This is a genomic window from Pseudoduganella umbonata, assembly GCF_014192225.1.
In the GTDB taxonomy this organism is placed as follows: domain Bacteria; phylum Pseudomonadota; class Gammaproteobacteria; order Burkholderiales; family Burkholderiaceae_D; genus Rugamonas; species Rugamonas umbonata.
Window position 1 is genome coordinate 361,686 of the sequence record NZ_JACHXS010000001.1, and the last position, 24,088, is coordinate 385,773.

The following is a 24,088-nucleotide window of genomic DNA, read 5'->3' on the forward strand; positions in this document are numbered from 1 at the left end:
CGGACGCCGCTTTCTTCGTTCCGATGCCCGCCGCAAGGGGCACGCAGGACCGTCTTCGACCGGGTCGATAACGTTGCGGCCCCGGCCGGCCGCAACGGCGATGGCGGGAGACGCGCGCCAACTATACTGAACGGCCGTTCGGTTAGCAATCGTTTGTGCGGTGATCGAACAGTTTTTGTGACAGGGCCGGGATGGTGACGTTTCGCCAAGGCTCCCGGCCAGGCGTTGTACGACTGCATCACCCGGGACATTTTCGGCCCCGGCAGACGGCGATTCGCGCATTGATGTGCGGCAACAATGTAAAGTTCAGGACATATTTACTGTTCGCTGCTGTCACAATCACATGAAAAACCTCTCCATCGGCCAGCGCCTGGCCATCGCCTTCGGACTCGTGCTGCTCGTCATGGCGGGCATTTCCCTGTTCAGCCTGGGGCAGCTCGCCAGCCTGAACGACAAGATCGACCTGATCGTCAACGACCGGTACCGCAAGGTGCAGACCGTGACGAGCGTGCGGCAGGCCGTGAAGGATGCCTCCACCAGCCTGCGCAACCTGTATGCGATCACCGACCCCGCCCAGGCGCGCCAGGAACGCGCGCTGCTTGCGGCATCGGATGCGGCAGCGGTGAAGCTGCTGGGCGACTTCGCGCAGAAGATCACGGCGCAAAAGGCGCGCGACCTGGTCGGCACGATCGACGGGGCGCGGCAGCGCTACGGCGCCGACCGCGACGCCTACCTCGGCCTGCTGGAGCGCGGCGAACGCGATGCGGCGGCGGCACTGCTGCTGGGCAGCCTGTCGGCCAATTTGGCCACGTACGAGAAACACGTCTCGACGCTGGTCGACCTGGGCGGCGTGCTGATGCTCAAATCGGTCGACGAAGCGGAGCAGGGCTACCGCCACAGCCGCGTGCTGATCGTGGCGCTGTCGCTGACGGGCCTGGCCCTGGCCGCGGCGCTGGGTTACTGGATCGGCCGCGGCATCACCCGGCCCGTGCGCGCGGCGGTGCAGGTGGCTGAAACGATCGCTTCGGGCGACCTGAGCCGCACCATCGATGCCGACCGGAACGACGAGACCGGCCAGCTGATGGCGGCGCTGGGCTCGATGAACGCGTCGCTGGCCCGCATCGTCCACGGCGTGCGTGCCGATGCGGACGCGATTGCCGGCGCCGCGCAGGAAATCGCCAGCGGCACGCTGGACCTGTCGTCGCGCACCGAGGAACAGGCCAGTTCGCTGGAAGAAACCGCGTCGTCGATGGAAGAGCTGACCAGTGCCGTGCGCCAGAGCGCGGACACGGCGCACAGCGCGCTGGCCGTGGCGCAGGGCGCCGCGAAGGTGGCGGAAAAGGGCGGCGCCGAAGTGGCCCAGGTGGTCGACCGGATGGCCGCCATCAGCGAAGCGTCGCGCAGCATCGCCGACATTACCGGCGTGATCGACGGGATCGCGTTCCAGACCAATATCCTGGCGCTGAACGCGGCCGTCGAAGCGGCGCGCGCCGGCGAGCAGGGCCGCGGCTTCGCCGTCGTCGCCAGCGAAGTACGCAACCTGGCGCAGCGCTCGGCCACCGCCGCGCGCGAGATCAAGGCGCTGATCGAGGATTCCGCCAGCAAGGTCGCGGCGGGCAACGATTACGCGCACCAGGCGGGCAGGACGATGGAAGAAGTGCTGGCCGGGATCCGGCAGGTGGCGACGCTGATGCACGACATCGATTCGGCCAGCCGCGAGCAGACGCTGGGCATCGACCAGATCAACCAGGCCGTCACGCAGATGGACCATGTGACGCAGCAGAACGCCGCGCTGGTGGAAGAGGCGGCCGCCGCGGCCGAATCGATGCGGCACCGTACCGACAGCCTGCTGGCATCCGTGCAGGTGTTCGTGCTCGATGGCAGCCGCGCCGGCGCGCCGCAACTGCCACGACTGCCACGCTAGGCGGACACGCCCGGCACAGACTCTCGGCAAACACGCTCGCCACAGACGGCCCGGCACAGACGAACACGAAGGGGACCATCATGCAACACAAACCGAATCAGCCCGCACGCCGCCTGCACGCCGCACTGGCGCTGGCGCTGGGTACACTGGCCGCGGGCGCCGCACAGGCGCAATCGAGCGTCACCGTCTACGGCATCCTCGATACCGCGGTGACCCGCGTGACAAATGCCAATGCCGCCGGCGACGCCGTCACGAAGATGCCGTCGCTGACCGGATCGCTGCCGTCGCGGATCGGCTTTCGCGGCACCGAGGAACTCGGCAACGGCCTGGCCGCCGTCTTCACGCTGGAGAGCGGCATTGCGCCGGACAGCGGCGCGATGGGCCAGGGCAACCGGCTGTTCGGCCGGCAGGCGTCGGTCGGCCTGAAGGGCCGCTGGGGCACGCTGACGCTGGGCCGGCAGGCGAACATGACCTTCCACGCCACGCTGAAGTCGGACGTGCTGGGACCGAACCTGTTCGCGATCGGCAGCATCGACCCGTATATTCCAAATGCCCGCAGCGACAACGCGATCGGTTACCTGGGCAACTTCGACGGCATCGTCGCCGGTGCCACGTACAGCCTGGGGCGGGACACTTCCAGCGCGGGCGGACCCGCCGCCACGGGCTGCGCCGGCGAATCGGCTGCGGACGCCAGGGCGTGCCGGCAGTACACGGCGCTGCTGGGCTACGAAATGAAGGGCTACGGCATCAACGTGTCGTACGACAAGCTGTTCGGCGGCACCGGCGCAGGGGGCGGCCTGGCCGGCAGCGGCCACTACGACCGGCGCGCCATGGTCAACGGCTACTACCTGTTCGGCGCCACGAAGCTGGGCGGCGGCGTGATGTTGCGCAAGACCAGCGCCGCCACGGGCGTGACGGAATCGACCATGGCTTACCTGGGCGCCAGCCATCCGCTCAGCGCCTTCCTGGTGCTGGATGCGCAGGTGGCCAGGAAGGATGTAAAGCGCAGCGGCGACGATTCGACCATGGTTGTGACGCGGCTGACGTACCTGCTGTCCACCCGCACCGCCGTCTACTGCGCGGTGGGGCGGATGGACAACGACGGTGCCGCCGCGATCGCGCTCGACGCGGGCGGCACCGCCGGCCCTGGCAAGGCGCAGACCGGCGTGATGACCGGCCTGCGGCACCTGTTCTGACGGATCAGTAGGCGCGCCCGGCGGGGACTTTCACGGCTTCGCGCAGCGGTGCCGGCAACGGGTTGGACGAACCGGTCGACAGCTGCATGGCGCCCGCCACTGTCAGCTTCGCTTCCAGGGGCAGGGTGGCGGACGAGCTGCCGACACGGATCGCATAGCTGCCCGCGTCGACCTGCCAGGCCCCCGCACCCGCGGCGTAATACGCCAGCGAGCGGGCGTCGACGGGGATCGTCACGGTCTTGCTTTCACCGGCCTTCAGGAACACCTTGGCGAATCCCTTCAGCTCCTGTTTCGGCCGGGAGACCGCCGCGGCGGCGGGGCGCACGTAGAGCTGCGCAACTTCATAGCCGGCGCGCGTGCCCGTATTGGTCAGCGTGAAGGTGGCCTCGACCGTGGCACCCGCTGCGAGTTTGCTGCTCGACAGTTTCAGGTCGCCGTAGGTGTACGTCGTGTACGACAGGCCGGATCCAAACGGATACAGCGGCGCGGTGCCGGCCTTGTCGAAGCCGCGGTAGCCCATGAACACGCCTTCCGAGTACGACAGCGTTTTCCTGGACGGATTGGTGGCGGCATCGGCGAAGGTTCCCGACGGCTGGTATTGCGCGATCGTGCCATACCCCGCGGCGGTCGGGTAGCTGGCGGCCGTGCGGCCGATCGTGACCGGCAGGCGGCCCGACGGATTGATGTTCCCGTACAGGATCTCGGCCAGCGCCTGGCCGCCGAACTGGCCGGGATACCAGGCCAGCAGTGCCGCCGCGACCTTGTTCGACCACGGCATGGCGGACGGACCGCCGCCATGCACGACGACCACCGTATTCGCGTTGACTTTCGCCACGTTGGCGATCATGTCGGACTGGTACTCCGGCAGGTCGAACGCCACGTCGCTGCCTTCGCCCTCGTATTCGGCGTTCTTGCCCACCGCGACCACCACGGCATCGTAGCCTGCCAGGCTGTCCGGCGCCGCCAGCGACGCCCAGCTCATCTGGATGCCGTTGATGCCGCCCAGGACGGGGAAATAGGCGCCCGTCGTGCGGCGGTATTCGAGCTTCACGCTGTACAGCGCGCCGGCTTTCAGCCTGCCCGTCTTGCCGGATACGCTCATGGCGTTGACGACGTCCCCCGCCACCGGCGTGCCGTCGAAATCGATCGCCAGCTCGCCGTTCACCCACAGCCGGAAGGCGCCGTCGGCGCGTACCTTGAACACGTGCTCGCCGGTCACCGTGGGCCGGACCGTGCCCGTGAAGCGGGCCGAGAAGGCGCCTGCCGCCGGATTGAATCCGGCAATCGCGGTGGCGCCGCCGGCCGTGGTGTTGGTGCCCCGGATGAAGTCCCATGCCACGCCCGGTTCGACACGCGTCACGGCCGCCGTGCCGCTCAGTTCCGTGTTGGCGAAGTACTCGGCCTTCAGGCCCGGTTGCAGGGCGGCCGGCGTGGAGCCGGGCTGGTACCAGACCGCCGTTGCCGGATCCAGCGACATCGAGGAGATGAAGGAAACGTTGGCCGTGTCCACGTTCAGCTGCTGCAGGCCGCTGACTTCGGTGATGTAGCGGTTCGGCGGCGCCCACGCGGTACCGAACGGCGAGGCGGGCGCCTGGCGGGCGAGGTCGCCGATCACCGCGATCCGCGCGTTGGCCGGCAGCGGCAGCACCGGCTGCGAGCCGTTCTTGCCGCCTTCGTTCTTCAGCAGCACGATGCCTTCGCGCGCCACCGCCAGCGACGCGGCGTCGCCATGCGCGGTGTCGAGCGCCGTCGGAGTGGGCAATCCCTTGTCGAATCCGTAGCTGACCATCGCGCGCAGGTTGCGGCGCACCTTGTCGTCCAGCACGTTCATCGGCACCTGGTTGCTGTACACCAGGTCATACATCACGGCATCGGTGTAGGCGAGGGCGCTCGGCATGTCCAGGTCGGTACCGGCCCAGGCCGCCTTCTGCGCATGGTGGATCGAGTTGAAGTCGCTCATCACGAAACCGCGGAAGCCCCATTCGCCCTTCAGCACGCCGGTGATCAGGTGATGGCTCTCGCAGCCGTACTCGCCGTTGATCTTGTTGAACGCGCACATGACGGAGGCGGGATCCGAGTTCTTCACGGTCGATTCGAAGCCGGGCATGTAGATTTCGCGCAGCGTGCGCTCGTCCACCGTCACGTCCAGCAGGTGGCGGTTGGCTTCCTGGTCATTGGCGATGTAATGCTTCGCCGCGGCCTGGATGCCCTGCGCCTGGATGCCGTTGACCACCGCCGGCCCGAGCACGGCGCCGAGGAACGGGTCCTCGCCGCTCAGGTACTCGGCATTGCGGCCGTTGTACGGCGTGCGGTACATGTTCAGGCCGGGCGACAGCATCTGCTGGGCACCCGCCTGCCGGGTCTCGTAGCCGATCGCCAGGCCGAACTGCTGCGCGCGATTGATGCTCCAGGTCGCCGCGAGGGCCGACTGCGACGGGTACTGCGCGCCAAAGGTGCCGAGGCCCACGTGCACGCCCATCGACGAATCGTAGGCGACCGTGCCGGGCAGGCCCTGGGACGGCAGCTGCGGCAGCATGCGGCCGTCGTTGACGCGAATGAATTCGAACTTCTGCTGCAGCGTCATGTTGTCGAGCATCGCGCCCACGCGCGCTTCGACTTCCAGTCCCTGCAAGGGTGCGGCGTTGGCGAATACCGGCAGCAGGGCCTGGCACAGGATGGCGAGCGAGGGCAGGGCCCGCGGAATGGCGGTCATCGGCTTCATTGCTTGACCGCTCCCGGCGCATCGGCCTCTTCCTGGGGCAGGTCGACGACCGGCGCGGATTCACGGGCCGGCGCGTCGGACCCGATGCGGTTCTCCTCGAACAGCTTTTTCTGCTTGTCGAGATGGTCGGCGCGGGCGGCGCGTTCCTTTCGCGCGGCAGCGGTATCGGTGGCCGCGGTCCTGGTGTCGGCCGCGGCGTACGCGGACAGTGCGCAGAGGAGGCTGGCAAGCCCCCACTGGCCTAGGCGTGGAATGTTCATGGTGATCTTTCGATGAGTTGTAAGAGCGCGCGGCCGCACGCGTGCCGGCAGGTCTTATCTGTACCAGCCGGTACAGTATAAACGAAAGATTAATACCTTAACAAAAATGTTAATAATGTTTTGTAAAGTGTTGGTGGCGCCAGCCGGGCCGCCGGCTGCCTGCTGGTAATGAAGGGGCGCCTTCAGCGGGGCGCATAAGCGCGCAGGAATACTTCGATGGCGCGATCCGCCACCGCTTCGATCCCGGCCGGAAGCGGCGCCGGTTCACCAAGCATCGTCCGGTCCAGCAGTTCGCCTTGCAGCAGGCCTTTCAGGTGCATGGCGGCGACCCGCGCATCGCACCGGACGATCGCGCCGGCTGCCACCTGGCGTTCGAGATATTGCTGCATCAGGCGCCAGCCGGCCGCCGGACCCGTGGCATAGAACACCCGGCCGGCGTCGCTGCGATCGCCGTCCTGCAGGGCGATGCGCAGCACCGACACCATGTCCGGACTGAGCAGGTGCAGCAGGTAGTTGCGGCCAAACCGGTGCAGCGCGTCGCCGGCCGGGAGGTCCGGGTCGAGGGCCATGAACGCCTGCCGCAGCTTCAGCTCGGATTCCCGTGCCAGCACGGCCTGCACCAGGTCGGCCTTGGAAGGGAAATAGTTGTAGATCGTTGCCTTGGAGCCGCCCATGCGGGCGACGATCTCCGACATCGTCGTGTTCTCCACGCCGAGTTCGCTGAAGGTATCCGCCGCCACGCGCATGATCTGGACACGGCGTTCTTCTGACTTGCTGCGCATGCTGCTCCGGCAATGATGAAAGGCGCCCAGTATAGCGGGCGGGCATCGGCCCGGGGCCCGGCTTGCCTGCCTGTCAGGATTCCGGCCGGTAGCTGAATTCGCCTGCCGGTCGGCGGGTCATTTCGGTGCCGTTGCGGGCCGCTGGCCGGCCGCCCCGGCCAGCCGGGCCATCGCTTCGCGCGCCGTCATCCGGTCCTGGTGCCAGAACTGCTGGACCACGTCCCACATCGGCGCGACGGTGTGCGATGGCTGGGCCATGCCGTGCGCGAGGCTGGGCAGCAGCGTGCCCCGTTTCGCGCTGTGCTGGAAATCCTGCCGCGCACGCCGCGCGCAGGCGTCGAAGCGGTCCAGCGGCACGTCGAGCCGGGCCGGGATCGACCCCTTGGCCAGGTTGAACGCCTGCTGGAAATCGCGGCCCATCACGGCGCGCGCCAGATCGCGCTGCGCCGGCTTCTTTTCCGCGCTGACGTCGAACAGCACGATCGAATCGATGTCGAAGCTGAACACGTCGCGCGAACCGGGCGTCGGCGCGCACAGGATATCGACGCCGGGCCGCTTGCCGGCGGCCAGCATTTCCGTCTTGGCCCAGTCGCCCATGATCAGCATGCCGGCCGCGCCGCGGTTCAGCATGGCCGTCGCCGCCACCCAGTCGCGGCCCATGTTGCGCTGGTCCGTATAGGATTTCAGCCGCTTGAAGGTTTCCAGCGTTTTTTCCATCGCCGGACTGGCCAGCGCCGCGGGGTCCAGTTCCAGGAACGCCTTCTTGTAGAAGTCCACGCCGCCGACGCCGATCGCCACGCTTTCGAACGTGCCCAGGTCCAGCCACGACTGGCCCCCGTAGGCGACCGGCGTGACGCCGATCCTGCGGATCGCCTCGGCGGCGGCGAAGAATTCGTCCCAGGTCGCCGGCACCTTGGCGCCGGCGCGGCGCAGTACGTCGGCATTGATCCACAGCCAGTTCACGCGGTGCACGTTGAGCGGCGCCGCCACGTAATGGCCGCGGTACTTCATCGTGTCGCTGATCAGCCGCGGCAGCAGCGCATCCCACCGCTCGGCGCCGGCCACGTCGTCGAGGCCGGACAGCTTGCCCTTGCGGGCCCATTCCTGGATCGCCACCCCCTTGATCTGCGCGGCCGTGGGCGGATTGCCGGAGCGCACGCGCGAATCGAGCATCAGCACGGCCAGCCCGCCGCCGCCATCGGCGATGGCGAAGTCCTTCCACGTGTGGCCGTTCGCGCGCAGCGTTGCCTTCAGCTGGGCCACCGCCTGCGCCTCGCCGCCGCTGGCCCAGAAGTGCAGCACTTCCACTTCGCCGGCCCGCGCCGGGCAGGGCAGGGCGGCGTGCAGCAAGGCGAGTACGACGACCGCAAGGCGCGCCGGGGCAACGGCATGGCGGCAATGTTGCTCGAAAAATGGGGACGGACCCCATTTTTCGAGCAACATTGCTGCGAGGCGCGGTTTGCATGGCGGCAGGGTTCTCATGGCTGCAGGGGGATCATGGCTGCGCCTGGCGCGGCAGGCGGATCGTCACGCGCAGGCCGCGCGGTTCGGCGTCGCCCAGCGTCACGGTGCCCTGGTGCCGCTCGATGATCTCGCGCACGATCGCCAGGCCCAGGCCGCAGCCGTCGCCGCCTTCGGTGGCGCGCACGAAGCGCTCGAACACGCGTTCGCGGTCGGCGGCGGGAATGCCGGGGCCATTGTCCTCGACCATGATCACGGCGGCACCGTCCTGCGCGCCGCCTTCGGCCCGCAGCCGCAGCGTTACTTCCGCGCCGCGCCCGCCGTAGCGGATCGCGTTGTCGACCAGGTTGGTCAGCGCTTCGCGCAGCAGCGCCGCGTTGGCATGGACGGGAATCTCGCCGGCGGGCGCATCCACGCCCAGGTCGACGCCCGAGCGCAGCGCGCGCGGCACCAGGTGCGCCGCCACTTCGCGCACGAAGCGGTGCAGGTCGAAGCGGGTGCGTTCCAGCGCCGCCGCACCCGGCTCGGCACGGGCCAGGGTCAGCAGCTGGGCCACCAGGTGGGCGCTGCGGGTGGCGCTCTGGTGCACCATGTCCAGCCGGGTACGCTGGGCCTCGTCGCCGGCCGCTTCCAGCGCCAGTTTGGTCTGGCTCTTCAGGCCGGCCAGCGGGGTGCGCAGCTGGTGCGCCGCATCCGCGATGAAACGCTGCTGCGCGCCCACGTGGTGGCGCACCGATGCCAGCAGATCGTTCAGGGCGCCGGCCAGCGAGCGCAGTTCGGTGGGCGCCAGGTCGAGCTTGAGCGGCGTCAGGTCGCCCGGGGCGCGGCTCTCCACTTCGCGGCGCAGCCGCGCCAGCGGCGCCAGCCCGGCACGGATGCCGGCCCACACGATCACGCTCATCAGCAGCACCAGGCCGGACAGCGGCAGCAGCGTGTCGGCCAGGATCGCCCGTGCCAGCTCCTCGCGGTTGGCGCTGCTGCGCGCTACCTGCACCAGCATGGTCTGCTGCGGCGCGCTGACATCGCCGAACGCCACGTACAGGGCGGCGATGCGCATCTGCTTCGGCGTGCCGCTGGGATCGGGCTGCGGCACCACTTCGCCGTCGTAGAAATAGGGAGTGTCGAGCTTGCGCCCGAGGCGTGCCGGCGGCGCCGGCAGGTTTTCGTTGCCCAGGATGAAGTGGCCGGGCGGCGTGCTCACCGTATACATCAGCGGATCGCGCGGGTCCGCTTCGAGCACATCCTGGGCGGCGCGCGGGAAGTCGATCAGCAAGCCCTGTTCGATGGGTTTGACCTGCCGCAGCAGCGCCCGCGATGCCTGGGCCAGGCTGGCGTCGATCGCGCGGTTCGCATAGGTGGCGGCCAGCCGGTAGGTGAGAAAGCCTCCCGCCACCCACAGCACCAGCTGCGGCAGCAGCAGCCAGAGCAGCAGTTTGCGCTGCAGCGAGACCATCTCAGGCGCGTGCCGCGCGGCTGTCCGCTTCGAGCAGGTAGCCCAGGCCGCGCACGGTGCGGATATCCAGGCCGGACCCTTCCAGCCGGCGCCGCAGGCGGTGGATATAGACCTCGATGGCGTTGCCGGCGCCGGTGCCGGCGCCGTCGCTGGCCCAGCTTTCGTTGATCTGTTCCTTCGTCACCACGTTGTCGCGGTTCACCAGCAGCAGTTCCAGCAGCGACCATTCGCGCGGGCTCAGTTCGATCGGCTCGCCGGCGATCGTGGCGCGCCGGGTGCGCAGGTCGAAGGCGAGCTTGCCGAAGCCCAGCTCGGAGTTGCCGCTGCCGGCGCTGACGCGGCGCAGCAGTGCCCGCACGCGGGCGTCGAGCTCGGGAAAGTCGAACGGTTTCGTCATGTAGTCGTCGGCGCCCGCATCGAGGCCGGCGACGCGGCTTTCCAGCGCATCCTGCGCCGTCAGCACGATGACCGGCATCTGCTGGTTGGTGGCGCGCACGTGGCGCAGCACGGTGAGACCGTCGACCATCGGCAGGCCCAGGTCGAGGATCGACAGGTCGAACGGCTGCCGCTGCAGCAGGTATTCGGCGACCGGGCCATTCGGCGCATGTTCGACCGTATAGCCCATGCCGCGCAGGTGGGCGCACAGTGCGTCGGCAAGGATGGGGTCGTCTTCGGCAAGCAGGATGTGCATCAAAAGAGTTTAACAATAAATGAACGAACGGGCCACTTTTGGGCGATCGACATCCAACCGCTCAATTTTTTGTCATGTTTCTTTAAAAGGTTTACGCAACATTAATGTTTCCGTATATTTGCTTACAAGACGTTAAGGTTCGCACAAAGACAGGCCGCCAGACGGCCGATAAAGGAGACTGCGATGGACCCGCGCTACCGCCACAAGCACCTGCTGCGCCTGCTCGCCGAGCATGGTGCCGCGCCGATTCCCCAGCTGGCTGCCTGGCTCGGCGTGTCCGCCGCCACCGTGCGGCGCGATATCCGCCTGCTCGACACGGCCGGCCAGCTGCGCCGCACGCACGGCGGCGCGCGCCGCATCGAATCCGGCGCGGTCCAGCCGGCGGCGGGGCGGTCCGCCGGCATGCGGGGCGATACATTCATCGATGCTGCGCGCGCCAACGCCGGCGCCAAGCGGGCCATCGCGCGCCACGCCGCGGCACTGTGCGCCGACGGCGACACGCTGCTGATCGGCGGCGGCACCACCACCTTCCACCTGGCCGCCTTCCTGGCGGAGCGGCGCATGCGGGTGCTCACCAACTCGTTCGCCATTGCCCGCGAACTGCTGGCCGCCGGCGACAACGACGTGATCCTCACCGGCGGCAAGGTCTATCCGGCGCAGGGCATCATCCTCAGCCCGTTCGACACCGAAGCGGTGCAGTACTGCTACGCCGACCGGCTGTTCATGGGCGCGCACTGCCTGTCGGCGCTGGGCCTGATGGAGGCGGACGCGCTGCTGATCCAGGCCGGCCGCAGGCTGCTGCACCAGGCCCGCGAAGTGGTGGTGCTGGCCGATTCCTCCAAGTTCGACCGGCGCGGCGGCATGTTCCTGTGCGCACTGGACCGGGTTGCCCGCGTCGTCACCGATACGGGCGCGCCGGACGCCGGCGTGCAGATGCTGGAACGGGCCGGCGTGAAGGTCGACGTGGTCGCGCCGGATGCGCCGGCAGGCGCCGGCGAGGCAGCCTGCCGGCTGTCCCCGGCGCGCAGCTGGTCCACTGCGAGTCCGTCCACGCCGCACTAGTTTCAGCCCAGTTTTCAGTCTGGTTTTCAGCCTTATACCGGCACGCGCCGGACCCGATGCGCACGCTGCCCGCGCCGCGCATGGGCCGCGCTGCGCCAAAAAACACTGCAGTCCAACGCAACACCCATACCAATACAAGGAGACAGGCAATGCAAGCACACCCCATTCACCGCGTTCCCACCGTGCGCATGACGAGGATCGCGCTGGCGATCTGCGGCCTTGCCGGCGTGATCGGCAACGCCACGGGGCAGCAGGCCGTGCAGCCCGAGAACGTGGTCACCGTGACCGGCACCAGCATCCGCGGCGTGGCCGCGGTGGGCTCGGACGTCACGACGATCCGCCGCGAAGATATCGCCGCCACCGGCGCGACGACGTCCACCGAGCTGCTGCGCTCCGTGCCCGAAATGAACAACTTCAGTGCGTCGGGCATCAACAACGGCCAGAACCAGGCCAACTTCGTCGACCAGCCGGCCATCCACGGCATCGGTGTGGGCAACGGCGGCGGCGGCCTGACACTGGTGCTGCTGGACGGCCACCGCCTGCCGGGCGCCGGTATCAACCAGACCGCACCGGACGCCGGCGCGATTCCCACGTCGATCCTGGAACGCGTCGAGGTGATGGCGGACGGCGGCTCGGCCATCTACGGCTCCGATGCCGTGGACGGCGTCATCAATTTCGTGCCGCGCAAGAGCTTCGACGGTGCCGAGACGAAGCTGCGCTTCGGCAGCGCCGATGGCTACCGCACGAAGAACTTCAGCCACCTGATGGGGCGCAAGTGGGATGGCGGCCACGCGCTGGCGGCCATCGAACGTTCGGAAAACACCGCGCTCGACGGCTTCGCCCGCCCGTACGCGGTGGCCGACCAGCGGCGCTGGGGCGGGGCCGATGCGCGCTCGACCAATTGCACGCCCGGCACGGCCACCGTGGGCGGCGTGAATTATCCGATCGTCGCGGGAGGTCCGCTGGTGCCGGGAGCGGCGTCGCGCTGCGAAACCAACCGGGGCAACGACCTGTATCCCGCGCAGGACCGGGACCAGGCCTATTTCAGCGTGCGCCAGGACGTCGGCGAGTCGGCGGAACTGTATGCAAGCTTCCTGTATTCGGGACGCCGGCTCGGATCCCGGGTATCCGGCAGCGGCGTCACCAGCGGCGGGCTGTCGCTCAGCGTGCCGGCCGGCAGCCCGTTCCACCTGCCGCTGGCCGGTGCCGAAGCGGGTGCGCCGCAGTCGGTGACGTACAACCCGGCCGCGGATTTCGGCGCGGCGTTCACGAACCGCATCACCACCAGCACGCGCAGCCTGGTGGCCGGCGCCAACGTCCAGCTGCCGAACGACTGGAGCGCCAAGGTCGAGTTCAACTACGGCATCGAGAAGGATGACGTCAACAACTTCGGCATCAACCAGGCCCTGGCGATCGCCGCGGCAGCCAGCGGGACGTTCAATCCCACCGGTATCGGCGCGCAGACCAGCGCCGGCGTGCTGGCCCAGATCGGCAATTTCGTCACGCGCTACAACGCCCGGCACACGCTGAAGGAAGCCCAGGTCAAGCTCGACGGCCCGCTGTTCCAGATGGGCGGCGGCAAGGCCCGCGCGGCGCTGGGCGCCGGCACCCGGCGCGAAGAGATGGAAGGGCTGACCTCGGCCGGACCGGTGGGCGGCGATTTCACGTCCGCGCCGTACACGTCGGTCGGCACCCGCGATGACGACTTCGTCTTCGGCGAGCTGTATTTCCCTGTGCTGGGCGAAGCGAATGCCGTCCCCGGCGTCAGGAAGCTCGACCTGTCGGTCGCCGCGCGCCACGACCGCTACAGCGACGTGGGCAGCACCACCAATCCCAAGGTGGGTGCGACCTGGACGGTCGCCGACGGCGCCAAGGTGCGCTTCTCCGCCGGCCGCTCGTTCCATGCGCCGAGCCTGGCGGACGCGCCAAGCGCGATCGATACCCGGGCCATCCGCGCCGACTGCCTGCCCGGCCAGCACCTCGGCTGCAGCGGTGCGGGACCGTCCGACTATGCCGTGTGGCTGGCCGGCGGCAACAACCTGAAGCCGGAGAAAGCCAATACCTACAGCATGGGCCTCGATCTGGGTCCCGAGCTGCTGGGCGGTTTCAAGCTGGGCGTGACGTACTTCCGGATCGACTACAAGGACGTGATCACGTTCCCCACGTTCGGACCGCTGTTCAACCCGATCGGCGCCTATGACCGGTACCGCACGCTGCGTCCCGCCGGTGCCACCGACGCGCAATGGCGCTCCACCGTCGAGCCGCTGCTGGCCGGCCTGCGCCACGATGGCCTGATCTATCCGGACGTCGGCCTGCCGCTGGCGATCTACGACCTGCGCCGCCAGAATTTCGCCGACGAGACGATCCAGGGTATCGACTACAACCTCGAATACCGCCTGCGCAACAGCATCGGCCAGTGGAACTTCGGCATCGCCGGTACCCGCATGCTCAAGTTCGACCAGAACGTGCCGGGCGTGGCGGAAACCATCGAGCTGCTGAACACGAACTACTCGGTGCGCGACAAGGTACGGCTCCAGGCCGGCCTGGTACGCGGCGACTTCAGCGCCGCGCTGTTCGCCAACCATGTCGGCAGCTACCGCAATACGGGCGTCACGCCGGTCCAGCGGGTGTCCAGCTTCAACACGGTCGACGGCCACTTCGCGTGGAAATTCAAGGATGGCGGGGTACTCGGCAACACCACGCTGGCCATCGACGTGACCAACCTGTTCGACCGCAATCCGCCCGTGTTCTATACCGGCGGGTCGATCCTTGGCTTCGATGCCGCCGCCGCCAACCCGCTGGGCCGCGTGATTTCGGCCAGCCTGACCAAGCGCTGGTAAGCCCCTCTGCAACCACCAAGGAGAGCAATGAAACCAAGTCCGGAACAGATCGCCCAGGCCAATGCGGCCGAGGAAGCGCGGCGGATCAACCTGCCGGCCGGCGCACCCGTCGCGGCGTTCCTGCGCACGGCGCAGGCGCTGACGCCAGTCCTGAACGAGCGTGAAATCATGCCGGTGGCACTGGTGGAGCCGGAGGCACGCCCCGATCTTCCACTGCGCCATGCCATGCGCCCGGTGGACGACGGCGCCGGCCTGGCGCGGCGCGACTGGCCCGAGGGCGCCGCCTTCATCGCCGATTTCGGCGAGCACCTCACCGGCTACCTGTCGTTCCGGGCGGTGCCCGTGAACAGCGTCGCGGACAGCCCGATCCGCCTGCGGCTCACATTCGGCGAGGTACCGACCGACGTGGCCGAGCCGCTGTACCCGTATTCAGGCTGGATCAGCGCGGCCTGGCTGCCGGAGGAAATCGTCACGGTCGACGACCTGCCCGCCGTGTTCCGGGTGGCGCGCCGGCATGCGTTCCGCTACGTGAAGGTCGAAGTGCTGGCCGCGTCGCGGCGCTTCGGCGTGCGGTTCGAAGCGATGACGGCGCATGCCGTCACGTCCGCCCGCACGGAGCCGTCGCCATTGCCCGATGCGTATCCGGAATGGATCCGCCGGGTCGACCTGGTGGCGCAGCGCACGCTGCGCGACTGCCTGCAGACGGCGTTCGAGGATGGCCCGCGCCGCGACCGGCGCCTGTGGGTGGGCGATCTGCGGCTGCAGGCGCTGGCCAGCTATGTCACGCTGCGCGCCGACGACGTCGTCAAGCGCTGCCTGTACCTGTTTGCCGGCCTGCCGCGTTCCGACGGCCTGGTCAACGGCTGCGTGTATGAACGCCCCGAGCCCACCTACGGCGACACTACCACGCTCGATTACGCGGCGCTGTTCTGCGTGACCTTGCAGGAGTACGTGGCGGCGACCGGCGACCTGGCCTGCGGGCGCGAACTGTGGCCGGTGGCGCGGCGCCAGGTCGACTGCCTGCTGGCGCGCCTCGACGACACGCTGCTGTTCCACGACAGCGGCGAAACGTGGTGCTTCATCGACTGGGCCTTCGGTCTCGACAAGAGCGCCGCGACCCATGGCGTCATCGTGTTCACGCTGCGGCGCATGCTGGCGCTGGCCGACGTGCTGGACTGCGCGGAGGAGGTGGCGCACTACGGTCCGCTGGTCGACGGCATGTCGGCCGCCGCGCGCGCGCAGCTGTTCGACGCCAGCCGCGGCGTCTACACCAGCGGGCCCGAACAGCAGGTGTCGTGCGCGGCCCAGGCGTGGATCGTGCTGGCGGGGATCCCGGAATCGCGCGACATCGCGCAGGCGGCATTGCGCAATGCGCTGGCCGACCCGGCCGCGCTGCGGCCCATTACGCCGTATGCCTATCACTACATCGCCGAAGCGATGCTGGCCTGCGGCATGGATGGCGAAGCGCTCGAACTGGTGCGTTCCTACTGGGGCGCGATGCTCGATGCCGGCGCCGACACGTTCTGGGAAGCGTTCGACCCGGCCGATCCGCTGGCGTCGCCGTATGGCGACATCCACGCCAACAGTTATTGCCATGCGTGGAGCTGTTCGCCGGCGTGGCTGTTCCGGGCGCGCGGCCTGGGCCGGCCGGCAGGGGAGGCGGCATGAAGGTCGAGACGATGCCCGTGCCGCGGCTGCGCGACTTGCCGCGTGCGGCGTGGCGCGTGGCGATCCTGGCCGGCATGGCGTCCTACCTGGACGCCGCCGCGATCATCACCAGCGGCGGTGCGCTGGTGCTGTACAAGGATCGCTTCGGCCTGTCGCTGGGCCAGATCGGCCAGCTGTCGGCGGTGCTGACGGCGCTGTTCGCCATCGGCGCGCTGGTGGGCGGACGGCTGGGCGACCGCTTCGGCCGGCGCCGTGTGTTTACCACCACGATGGTCGGGCTGGCGCTCGGCACGGCCATGCTGGCGTTTGCGCCGTCGCTGCCGGTGCTGTACGCCGGAACGATCGTCGTCGGCTTCTGTATCGGCGCTGACCTGCCCGTGTCGATGGCGATGATCGCCGAGGAGGCGCCGCCCGGCTTCAAGGGCCGGCTGATCGCCTTCTCCCACGTGCTGTGGATGGCCGCGATCGGCACCACGTACGTGCTGCAGATCTTCGTCGGCGGCCTGGGCGAACTGGGCGGGCGGATCATGTGGGCGCACGTGCTGGCGGTGGCGCTGCTGGTGCTGGCGCTGCGCGCCACGCTGCCCGAATCGGGCGAGTGGACGCGGGCGCGCGCCGATGCGGATGCCGGACCGGATGGCAGCGTGCCCGGCGCCGGCAGCATGCGCGAACTGTTCGGCCGGCGCTTCGTCGGCCCGTTCATCGCGCTGGCGCTGTTCTACGGCGTGTTCAACCTGGCCGCCAACACGGGCGGCCAGTTCGGCACGCTGCTGTACACGGAAGTGGCCCGCACGTCGGTGTCAACGGCGGGCCTGGTCAACACGGCACAGCTGGCGGTGTCGTTCACGGCCGCGATCCTGTTCATGCGCACCGTCGACCTGCCGTCGCGGATGACGTGGTTCGTGCTGGGCGGCGCGCTGGCGGTGGCCGGGCAGCTGGCGCCGCTGGTGTTCGGCGTGAACGTGTTTTCGCTGGCGGCCTGGCAGATCCTGCAGGGTATCGGGGGCGCGTTTGCCGGCGAATCGATGTGGAAGGTGTGGAGCCAGGAACTGTTCCCCACCTTGCTGCGCTCGACGGCGCAGGGGGCGACCACGTTCTTCACGCGCATGCTGGCGGCCGTGGCCGCGCTGGGCACGCCGCTGCTGATCGAGAGCGGCCCGGCCACGCTGTTCATGACCCTGACGGTGGCGGTAAGCTTCACCACGGCGCTGGGATGGCTGTATATCCGGCGGCTGCCGGCCGCGGCCCTGCAATGACTTTACGATGACGATCATTACAAGAGAGACGAGATGACGAAGAACGATCTGTTGCGCCGTGCCGTGGCGGTCCACGTGGGACTGGCAATCGCCGTGCTGGCGCAGGGCGCGGAACCGGGTACCGAAGCGAATACCAAGGCAGGCGTGCAGGCCTGGCGCGACGCCACGCAGGCGCCGGAAGTGCGCGCCGGCCAGGTGCTGAAGGCCATGAGCTTCGAGCAGAAGGTGGCGCTGGTGAGCGGCGTCGACCCGGCCGACTATGCGCCGCTGGCGCCGCTGGGCATCCAGCCGCTGACGCGCGTCGATGCCTCGGCGGGCCTGCGCGGCGACAAGGGCGTGACGGCCTTCCCCGTGCCGCTGATGCTGGGCGCAACGTTCGACGCGGCACTGGCGCGCCGGTACGGCAGGGCGATCGCCGTGGAGGCGCGCGGCAAGGGCTGGAACGTGATCCTCGGCCCCACGGTCGACGTGGCGCGGGACGGGCTGTCCGGGCGCCTGACCGAATCGTTCGGCGAAGACCCGCTGGTCAATGCCGTCATGGGTTCGGAAGTGGCGTCCGGCATGCAGGGCGAGGGCGTCATCGCGATGGCCAAGCACTACACGGTGTACCACACGGAACGCGAACGGCTGACGATGAACGTGGAAGTGGGGCCCCGCGCGCTGCGCGAGGTGTACGACCTGCCGTTCCACTACCTGATTGAAAAGGCCAGAATCGGTTCGCTGATGGGCTCCTACCCGAAGGTGAACGGCACCTTCATGCTGGAGAACGCCGCGCTGCTGGCGCAGATCAAGCGCCACGGCTTCCATGGCTACATGGCCACCGACTTCATGGGCGGCGCCGACGGCATCGCGCAGTTCAATGCCGGCATCGATTCCTGGTCGCTGCAGCCGTTCCTGCGCAAGGCCGAAGGGTTTCGGGACGGGCGCATTCCGGCCAGCCGGCTGGACGATGCGGCGCGCCGCATGCTGTGGGCGCTGTTCTCGACGGGCACCTTCGACCGCCCCGTCACCGGCACGCCGGCAGCGGTCGTGACGAACCCGGAACACCAGGCGCTGGCCGTGCAGGTGGCCGAAAGCGGTACCGTGCTGCTGAAGAACGAGGGCAATGTGCTGCCGTTGCGGCGCACCGGCCAGATCGCCGTCATCGGCCCGGCCGGCAAGGAAACCGTGACGGGCGTGATGTGGTCGACCTTCGTCGATCCCGGCCAGTTCACCACGCCGGTCGAGGCGATCGCCGCCAGGGCCGGCACGGGCGCGAAGGTGGTCCATGCGCAGGGTTCGCTGGGCGACGCCGTGCTGCCGTCGATGTCCGCCGACGGCGGCATCTTCGCGCCGCCGGTGGGGCTGGTCGCGCCGGACGGCAAGCCCGGATGGCAGGTGCGGTACTTCGGCAGCGAGGATTTCAGCGGCGCCGCGCTGGCGCAGGACATCGTCAAGGAGATCGACATCAAGGGCAGGCCGTCGATGGCGATGCCGGCGAAATGGTCGGCCCGGTGGGTCACGGACTACACGCCGGACAGGGATGGCGCGGTACGCCTGGCAACCTCGCTGAGCGGGACCGTGAAGGTCAAGGTCGACGGCAAGGCCGTCGTCGACGGCGCCCGCTCGACGGCGGAGGGGTTCCCGGGCTCCGGCCCCAACACGTACCCGCTGCACGGCGTGGTACAGCTGGAAAAAGGCCGCAAGGTGCGCATCGAGGTCGAGTACTCGTCGCGCGGCGCATTCACGGGCCCGCGCATCCAGCTGGGCTGGCAGGGCGCGTCGATGATCCCGGATGCGGTGGCGCTGGCGAAGAAGTCCGATGCCGCCGTGGTGTTCGTCAACCAGGTGACGGGCGAGGAAATGGACCGCGACAACTACGCGCTGCCGGCCGACCAGGATGCGCTCGTCGAAGCGGTGGCTGCCGCCAACCCGAACACCGTGGTGGTGCTGAACACGGGCGGTGCCGTGAAGATGCCATGGCTGCCGCGCGTCAAAGGGGTGGTGCAGATGTGGTATCCCGGCGCCGCCTCCGGCACGGCGATCGCGAACGTGCTGTTCGGCGACGCCGAGCCGGGCGGCCGGCTGCCGGTCTCGTTCCCGGCCGACGAAAGCCAGGGTCCGCGGCCGTACCAGGGCGGCGGCACGGTGCGCTACGACGAAGGCGTGTTCACCGGCTACCGCTACCTGCACAAGCACGGCCAGAAGCCGCTGTTCCCGTTCGGCTACGGCCTGTCGTATTCGTCGTTCGGCCTGGACGGGCTGGAGGTGCGGGCGGAGAAAGGCGGGAAGGGCGGATTGGCCGACGTGGCGGCCACGGTATCGGTCCGGGTGAAAAATACCGGTGCGCGGGCCGGATCGACCGTGGTGCAGGTGTACAACGGGGCGTTGCCGGCGCCGGTCGACACGCCGGCCGTCAAGCTGGTCGGCTTTGTGCGGGTGCAGTTGCCGGCTGGCGGCGAGCAGGTGGTGACGATTCCCGTCGAGCGCCGGCTGCTGTCATACTGGGACGAGAAAGGGGGCAAGTGGGTGACGCCGGCCGGCAAGGTGTCGCTGGGCGTGGGCTTTAATGCCGCCGAGATCGTGCAGCGGCAGGAGGCTGTTTTGTCGCGATAGCGCCGGCCTTCGACGAAGGCAGCCGGCCGCCAGGCGCCTCGAGCCGCAGGGTCCGGCTGCCGGGGCGCGCCTGCCGGTCAGGGTGGGCTACTGTTTGACATAGGGGCGTGCGTCGATCGGCACAGTGACTGTAAAAGTCGTGCCGCGTTCCGCGGCGCTATCGACCACGACGGTACCGCCATGGCTTTCGGCGACATTCTGGACATACGGCAATCCAAGCCCCCAGCCCTTGACCTGCGTTGTTTCAAGTCGTTGATAGCGCTTGAACAGCCGTTCCATCTCGGACTTGGGGATCGGCACGCCTTCGTTGTGCACGGATAGCAGCATCGAGTCGTCTTCGCGCTGCACCTGCACTTTGATCGGCCTGGCGGAATCGCCATACTTCTGCGCGTTGGTCAGCAGGTTTTCAAGCACACGCTTCATCGAGTCGCGGCACCAGTGACCGATGATCCGTTCGCCGAGAACGCTGACATGTTTTCCGAGTACGGGAAGGTCGGCGCAAATCTCTTCTACCAGCGTCATGATGTCGAATGAAGTCAGGTGCAGTTTCAAGTTCATCTGCTCATGCGCCAGCGCCGCATCGAGCAGGGTTTGAATCATTCCATCGGCTTCCGCGATCTTGCGGCACACCCGTTTGGCCAGGTCGACGACGCCCGGGTCGGACGATTTGAGTTGTATCAACTGTGCACTCGCGTTCGCGACATTCAACGGATTGCGCAGATCATGGGACAGCGTAGCGATAAAGCCGACGCTTTTCTCACGGTCGGCTTCATCGAATCCGCTGATGGATTCCCGCGCGGCTTCTTCGATCGAGCAGCCGATCACCTCCGCATCGTGCTTGCTCAGGAAAAGCCCTTCCGTTCTCGCCACCGAGAAAATCACTTCCCGGAAGATCTGGAACTCATGAAGCAGATCGGGAGGCTTGTAGTCCGTCATGTTGGCGCGCTCCCGGCCGTGGGAAATAGCGAGATTCGTGCCCATGGTAGCGGTGAGGCGCAGGCTTTCTGCCGACAATGCCTCGACAATATTGTCGTACAGCTTGGGGACCATATTCATCAGCAATGGTTCGCCAAGCTTCACTGCGGTCGGTATTTCGGTCGATACCCGCAATTTCCAATGCTCGAGTATTAACTCGCGAAGCCCTGAAAACGCTGAAGCGAGTGCATTGATGGAGGGGGCTCGATTGTCTTCGGTATTCATTTTATTCTCGCACTGCTGAGTTGAGATGAACGCCGTCGAGTGGATATGCCAAACTGTCGACAGCACCCCCATGGTCCGGACAAAGGCACGACAATTCAATCGATGAGTTAAGGAGCCGCCGATTTATTCATGGCGGCGATCCTGGCCCTGGGAAAACGCGCCCAGCTGCGCCGCAAGTGCCACGCCATGCCCAGGTATGACGGAACATTTGCGTCTTGCTGAACACGTTTTTCAAGCCTGATCTCATCCTTCAGCAATACATCAGCGCTTCCTTAACTACGCAGTGGAAGCCGGCGCTGGCCGGGTTTTCGCAGCACGCGGCAGACCGTCTCGAACGATACGCCCCGTTCGCACAGCAGGCGTGCGGCAACGTAGATGCCGTGCGATCCAAGAATACCGATCGAAAAGTCAATCAGCGTTGCGGTTTCCCTGTCGTGGCGCGGCATCATGGTCGGGCATTTCTCGGGTTGGTGGAGATATTTCCATAAGTTTAGTTTAGTCTTGCCGGCGGTGTATTTCATTACGTTTGTGCATCGCACGAGACCTGTACCAGATTGCTGCAGCCCGCCAGGATTTGCCCCTGCTCATCCGCCTTTATGGATGTGTTCACCCATCAGTCCAGCCCGGCGAGGCCGAGACCGGCTGATTCGATGTGTCCATGATTGCTGCGCATAAAACAAAGACGCGAAAAACAGTCCATTCGCGATTGCGATAAGGTAGATACATATTCTATTGGCGGTTTTTTACTTTTTTCTTATGCAAAATATTCCATCAACCATTGAAGACGAGGAAACACTGCGACGTGTTTATGACAAACCGGCATCGCCCGGCGCGCTGCGGAAATGCCTCGACCATCTGGATGCGCACGCCCGTCATTTCATCGGCCTGTCACCCTTCCTGGTCATTGCCACCAGTGACGGCATGGCGTCATCCGATGTGTCTCCTCGCGGCGGCAGTGCGGGCCATGTAATTGTCCTGGACGATCGCCACTTATTATTGCCCGATCTTTCCGGCAATAATCGGCTCGACAGTTTTTATAATATCCTCCGGTTTCCCTGGGTCGGACTGCTTTTCTTTATCCCGGGCATGCCGGAGACATTACGCGTCAACGGGCGCGCGTCGATCTGTACCAGTACCGAGCTGCTGAAACATTGCGCCGGCAAGCGATTGCCGAAGGCGGGGCTGCTCGTGGAAGTCAACGAAATGTTCCTGCACTGTTCACGCTCCGTCGAGCTGGCATCGCTATGGGAACCGGAGTCCTGGCCGGATACGGCGGCGTTGCCGTCGCCGTCGCGGATCTTCTCGGACCACATCAGGCAATCGTCGCAGGCCGCGGGAATCGCGGCGAGGTAAGCGGCCCGGCGCTGTTGCCGCCGTGTCGCGCGCGGAGCCGTCCTGCCGGCGGCTTCGTGGCGGCTGGCGCCGGTACCTGCACACGGTTTGCATGAATGGCCGTGCCGCCCGCCGGTGGCCGGCAGTGGCCGCTCATTTTGATAACGCAGCATCCAGGGAGCACCATGTTCGGCTTTACCGCACTGGAACTGGCCCGCATCCAGTTCGCTTTCACGATATCGTTCCATATCCTGTTCCCGGCCGTGACGATCGGCCTGGCCAGTTTCCTCGCCGTGCTCGAACTGTCCTGGTTACGGACCAGGCGCACCGTGTACGTCGACCTCTACCATTTCTGGCTGAAGATCTTTGCCGTCATGTTCGGCATGGGCGTGGTGTCGGGCATCGTGATGGCCTACCAGATCGGCACCAACTGGAGCGCCATGTCGGAGTTCGCCGGCTCGATCATGGGCCCGGTACTGGCCTACGAGGTGCTGACGGCGTTCTTCCTCGAGGCCGGCTTCCTGGGCGTGATGCTGTTCGGCTGGACCCGCGTCGGGCCGCACCTGCACTTCGTCGCCACGTGCATGGTCGCGGTGGGCACCCTTATTTCCGCCACCTGGATCCTTGCCGCCAACAGCTGGATGCAGACGCCGCGCGGTTTTGCCATCGAGGGTGGGCGGATGGTACCGGCCGACTGGCTGGCAATCGTGTTCAATCCGTCGTTTCCCTACCGGTTGATGCACATGGTGGTGGCGGCCTATCTGGCGACGGCGCTGATCGTCGGTGCCACCGCTGCCTGGCAACTGCTGCGCGGCCGGGACAGTCCGGCGGTGCGCAAGATGCTGTCGATGGCGATGTGGCTGATCGTGCTGGCCGCGCCCGTCCAGGCCGTGATCGGCGACTTCCACGGCCTGAACACCCTCGAACACCAGCCGGCCAAGGTGGCGGCCATGGAAGGCCATTGGCAAAACCGGCCGGGCGAGGCGGTGCCCCTGCTGTTGTTCGGCATTCCCGACATGGCGGCCGAGCAGACCCGCTACGCCGTCGGCATCCCCCACCTCGGCAGCCTGATCCTGACGCATAGCTGGTCCGGCCAGATTCCCGGGCTGAAGGAATTCGCCCCCGAAGACCGCCCCAATTCGCTGATCGTCTTCTGGAGTTTCCGCCTGATGGTGGGCCTCGGGTTGCTGATGATCGCCCTGGGCGCGTGGAGCGTCCTGATGCGCAGACGCGGCCGCATCTTCACCGCCAGGCCATTCCTGCGCGCGGCGCTGTGGATGGGGCCGGCCGGGCTGGTTGCCATCCTGGCCGGCTGGGTTACCACGGAGGTGGGGCGGCAGCCCTGGGTGGTATATGGCGTGCTCAGGACAGCCGATGCGGTGTCGCCGCACAGCGCCGGGACGCTTGCCCTGACACTCGGCCTGTTCGTCGTCGCCTACTTCTTCGTGTTCGGCGCCGGCACCGCCTATGTGCTGCGCCTGATGAAGAAAGGCCCGCAGGCATTCGCACTGCACCGCGCCACCGAGGGCGGACCGGGCGAAACGCGCACGCCGATGCGGCCCTTGTCGGCGGCCGACGTCGGCAACGATGACGATGGCACCGGTACCGGCAGCGACGGCGCCAACCGGCGCGACGGAGACTGAGCC

Annotated in this window: 17 protein-coding genes; 9 read left to right on the forward strand and 8 right to left on the reverse strand. The window is 67.4% G+C overall.

What is annotated here, in order from left to right:
• The first annotated feature begins 343 nt into the window (after positions 1-343).
• Together FHS02_RS31895 and FHS02_RS01515 are read left to right on the forward strand one after the other, a co-directional pair.
• Complete coding sequence (locus FHS02_RS31895; protein ID WP_137312478.1) at positions 344-1,924, forward strand: methyl-accepting chemotaxis protein; 1,581 nt, start codon at positions 344-346, stop codon at positions 1,922-1,924.
• 80 nt (positions 1,925-2,004) lie between these two features.
• On the forward strand, positions 2,005-3,120 hold the full coding sequence (locus FHS02_RS01515) for a porin (RefSeq protein WP_137312479.1): 1,116 nt from the start codon (positions 2,005-2,007) through the stop codon (positions 3,118-3,120).
• A 4-nt stretch (positions 3,121-3,124) separates the two neighbouring features.
• Here FHS02_RS01515 and FHS02_RS01520 read toward each other — a convergent pair whose 3' ends face one another.
• The 6 genes from FHS02_RS01520 to FHS02_RS01545 form a co-directional block, all read right to left on the reverse strand.
• Positions 3,125-5,842 carry a glycoside hydrolase family 3 protein gene (locus FHS02_RS01520; RefSeq protein WP_217496891.1) on the reverse strand — a complete coding sequence of 906 codons (2,718 nt, stop codon included), beginning with the start codon at positions 5,840-5,842 and terminating at the stop codon, positions 3,125-3,127.
• On the reverse strand, positions 5,839-6,102 hold the full coding sequence (locus FHS02_RS01525; protein WP_137312480.1) for a hypothetical protein: 264 nt from the start codon (positions 6,100-6,102) through the stop codon (positions 5,839-5,841). The genes FHS02_RS01520 and FHS02_RS01525 overlap by 4 nt, the downstream gene beginning before the upstream one ends.
• Before the next feature lie 182 nt (positions 6,103-6,284).
• Positions 6,285-6,884, reverse strand: coding sequence for a TetR/AcrR family transcriptional regulator (locus tag FHS02_RS01530; protein WP_137312481.1), 600 nt, complete (start codon positions 6,882-6,884; stop codon positions 6,285-6,287).
• Between the two features lie 117 nt (positions 6,885-7,001).
• The gene (locus FHS02_RS01535; RefSeq protein ID WP_229422507.1) at positions 7,002-8,234 is read right to left on the reverse strand and encodes an ABC transporter substrate-binding protein; all 1,233 of its coding nucleotides are present in this window, start codon (positions 8,232-8,234) and stop codon (positions 7,002-7,004) included.
• A gap of 145 nt (positions 8,235-8,379) precedes the next feature.
• On the reverse strand, positions 8,380-9,798 hold the full coding sequence (locus FHS02_RS01540; RefSeq protein ID WP_137312483.1) for a sensor histidine kinase: 1,419 nt from the start codon (positions 9,796-9,798) through the stop codon (positions 8,380-8,382).
• Between the two features lies 1 nt (position 9,799).
• Positions 9,800-10,489, reverse strand: a complete 690-nt coding sequence (locus FHS02_RS01545; RefSeq protein ID WP_137312484.1) for a response regulator transcription factor — start codon at positions 10,487-10,489, stop codon at positions 9,800-9,802.
• A 183-nt stretch (positions 10,490-10,672) separates the two neighbouring features.
• On the opposite strand from FHS02_RS01545, the gene FHS02_RS01550 reads away from it, so the two are divergent.
• The 5 genes from FHS02_RS01550 (at position 10,673) to FHS02_RS01570 (ending at position 19,910) form a co-directional block, all read left to right on the forward strand.
• Positions 10,673-11,551, forward strand: coding sequence for a DeoR/GlpR family DNA-binding transcription regulator (locus FHS02_RS01550; protein ID WP_137312485.1), 879 nt, complete (start codon positions 10,673-10,675; stop codon positions 11,549-11,551).
• A 149-nt stretch (positions 11,552-11,700) separates the two neighbouring features.
• On the forward strand, positions 11,701-14,391 hold the full coding sequence (locus tag FHS02_RS01555) for a TonB-dependent receptor domain-containing protein (RefSeq protein WP_175424695.1): 2,691 nt from the start codon (positions 11,701-11,703) through the stop codon (positions 14,389-14,391).
• 27 nt (positions 14,392-14,418) lie between these two features.
• Positions 14,419-16,059 carry an alpha-L-rhamnosidase-related protein gene (locus tag FHS02_RS01560; protein ID WP_217496892.1) on the forward strand — a complete coding sequence of 547 codons (1,641 nt, stop codon included), beginning with the start codon at positions 14,419-14,421 and terminating at the stop codon, positions 16,057-16,059.
• The gene (locus tag FHS02_RS01565) at positions 16,056-17,315 is read left to right on the forward strand and encodes an MFS transporter (protein ID WP_137312487.1); all 1,260 of its coding nucleotides are present in this window, start codon (positions 16,056-16,058) and stop codon (positions 17,313-17,315) included. The genes FHS02_RS01560 and FHS02_RS01565 overlap by 4 nt, the downstream gene beginning before the upstream one ends.
• Before the next feature lie 33 nt (positions 17,316-17,348).
• Positions 17,349-19,910 carry a glycoside hydrolase family 3 C-terminal domain-containing protein gene (locus FHS02_RS01570; RefSeq protein WP_137312488.1) on the forward strand — a complete coding sequence of 854 codons (2,562 nt, stop codon included), beginning with the start codon at positions 17,349-17,351 and terminating at the stop codon, positions 19,908-19,910.
• An 87-nt stretch (positions 19,911-19,997) separates the two neighbouring features.
• Here FHS02_RS01570 and FHS02_RS01575 read toward each other — a convergent pair whose 3' ends face one another.
• Both FHS02_RS01575 and FHS02_RS01580 read right to left on the reverse strand, forming a co-directional pair.
• Entirely contained in the window at positions 19,998-21,110 is a 1,113-nt protein-coding gene (locus FHS02_RS01575) for a sensor histidine kinase (RefSeq protein WP_175424696.1), read from the reverse strand.
• A 272-nt stretch (positions 21,111-21,382) separates the two neighbouring features.
• A complete protein-coding gene (locus tag FHS02_RS01580) occupies positions 21,383-21,631 on the reverse strand; it encodes a hypothetical protein (RefSeq protein ID WP_137312490.1) in 249 nt (82 codons plus the stop codon).
• Between the two features lie 235 nt (positions 21,632-21,866).
• On the opposite strand from FHS02_RS01580, the gene FHS02_RS01585 reads away from it, so the two are divergent.
• The gene (locus tag FHS02_RS01585; RefSeq protein ID WP_137312491.1) at positions 21,867-22,463 is read left to right on the forward strand and encodes an MSMEG_1061 family FMN-dependent PPOX-type flavoprotein; all 597 of its coding nucleotides are present in this window, start codon (positions 21,867-21,869) and stop codon (positions 22,461-22,463) included.
• Between the two features lie 164 nt (positions 22,464-22,627).
• Complete coding sequence (locus tag FHS02_RS01590; RefSeq protein ID WP_137312492.1) at positions 22,628-24,085, forward strand: cytochrome ubiquinol oxidase subunit I; 1,458 nt, start codon at positions 22,628-22,630, stop codon at positions 24,083-24,085.
• The last annotated feature ends 3 nt before the right edge of the window (positions 24,086-24,088 follow it).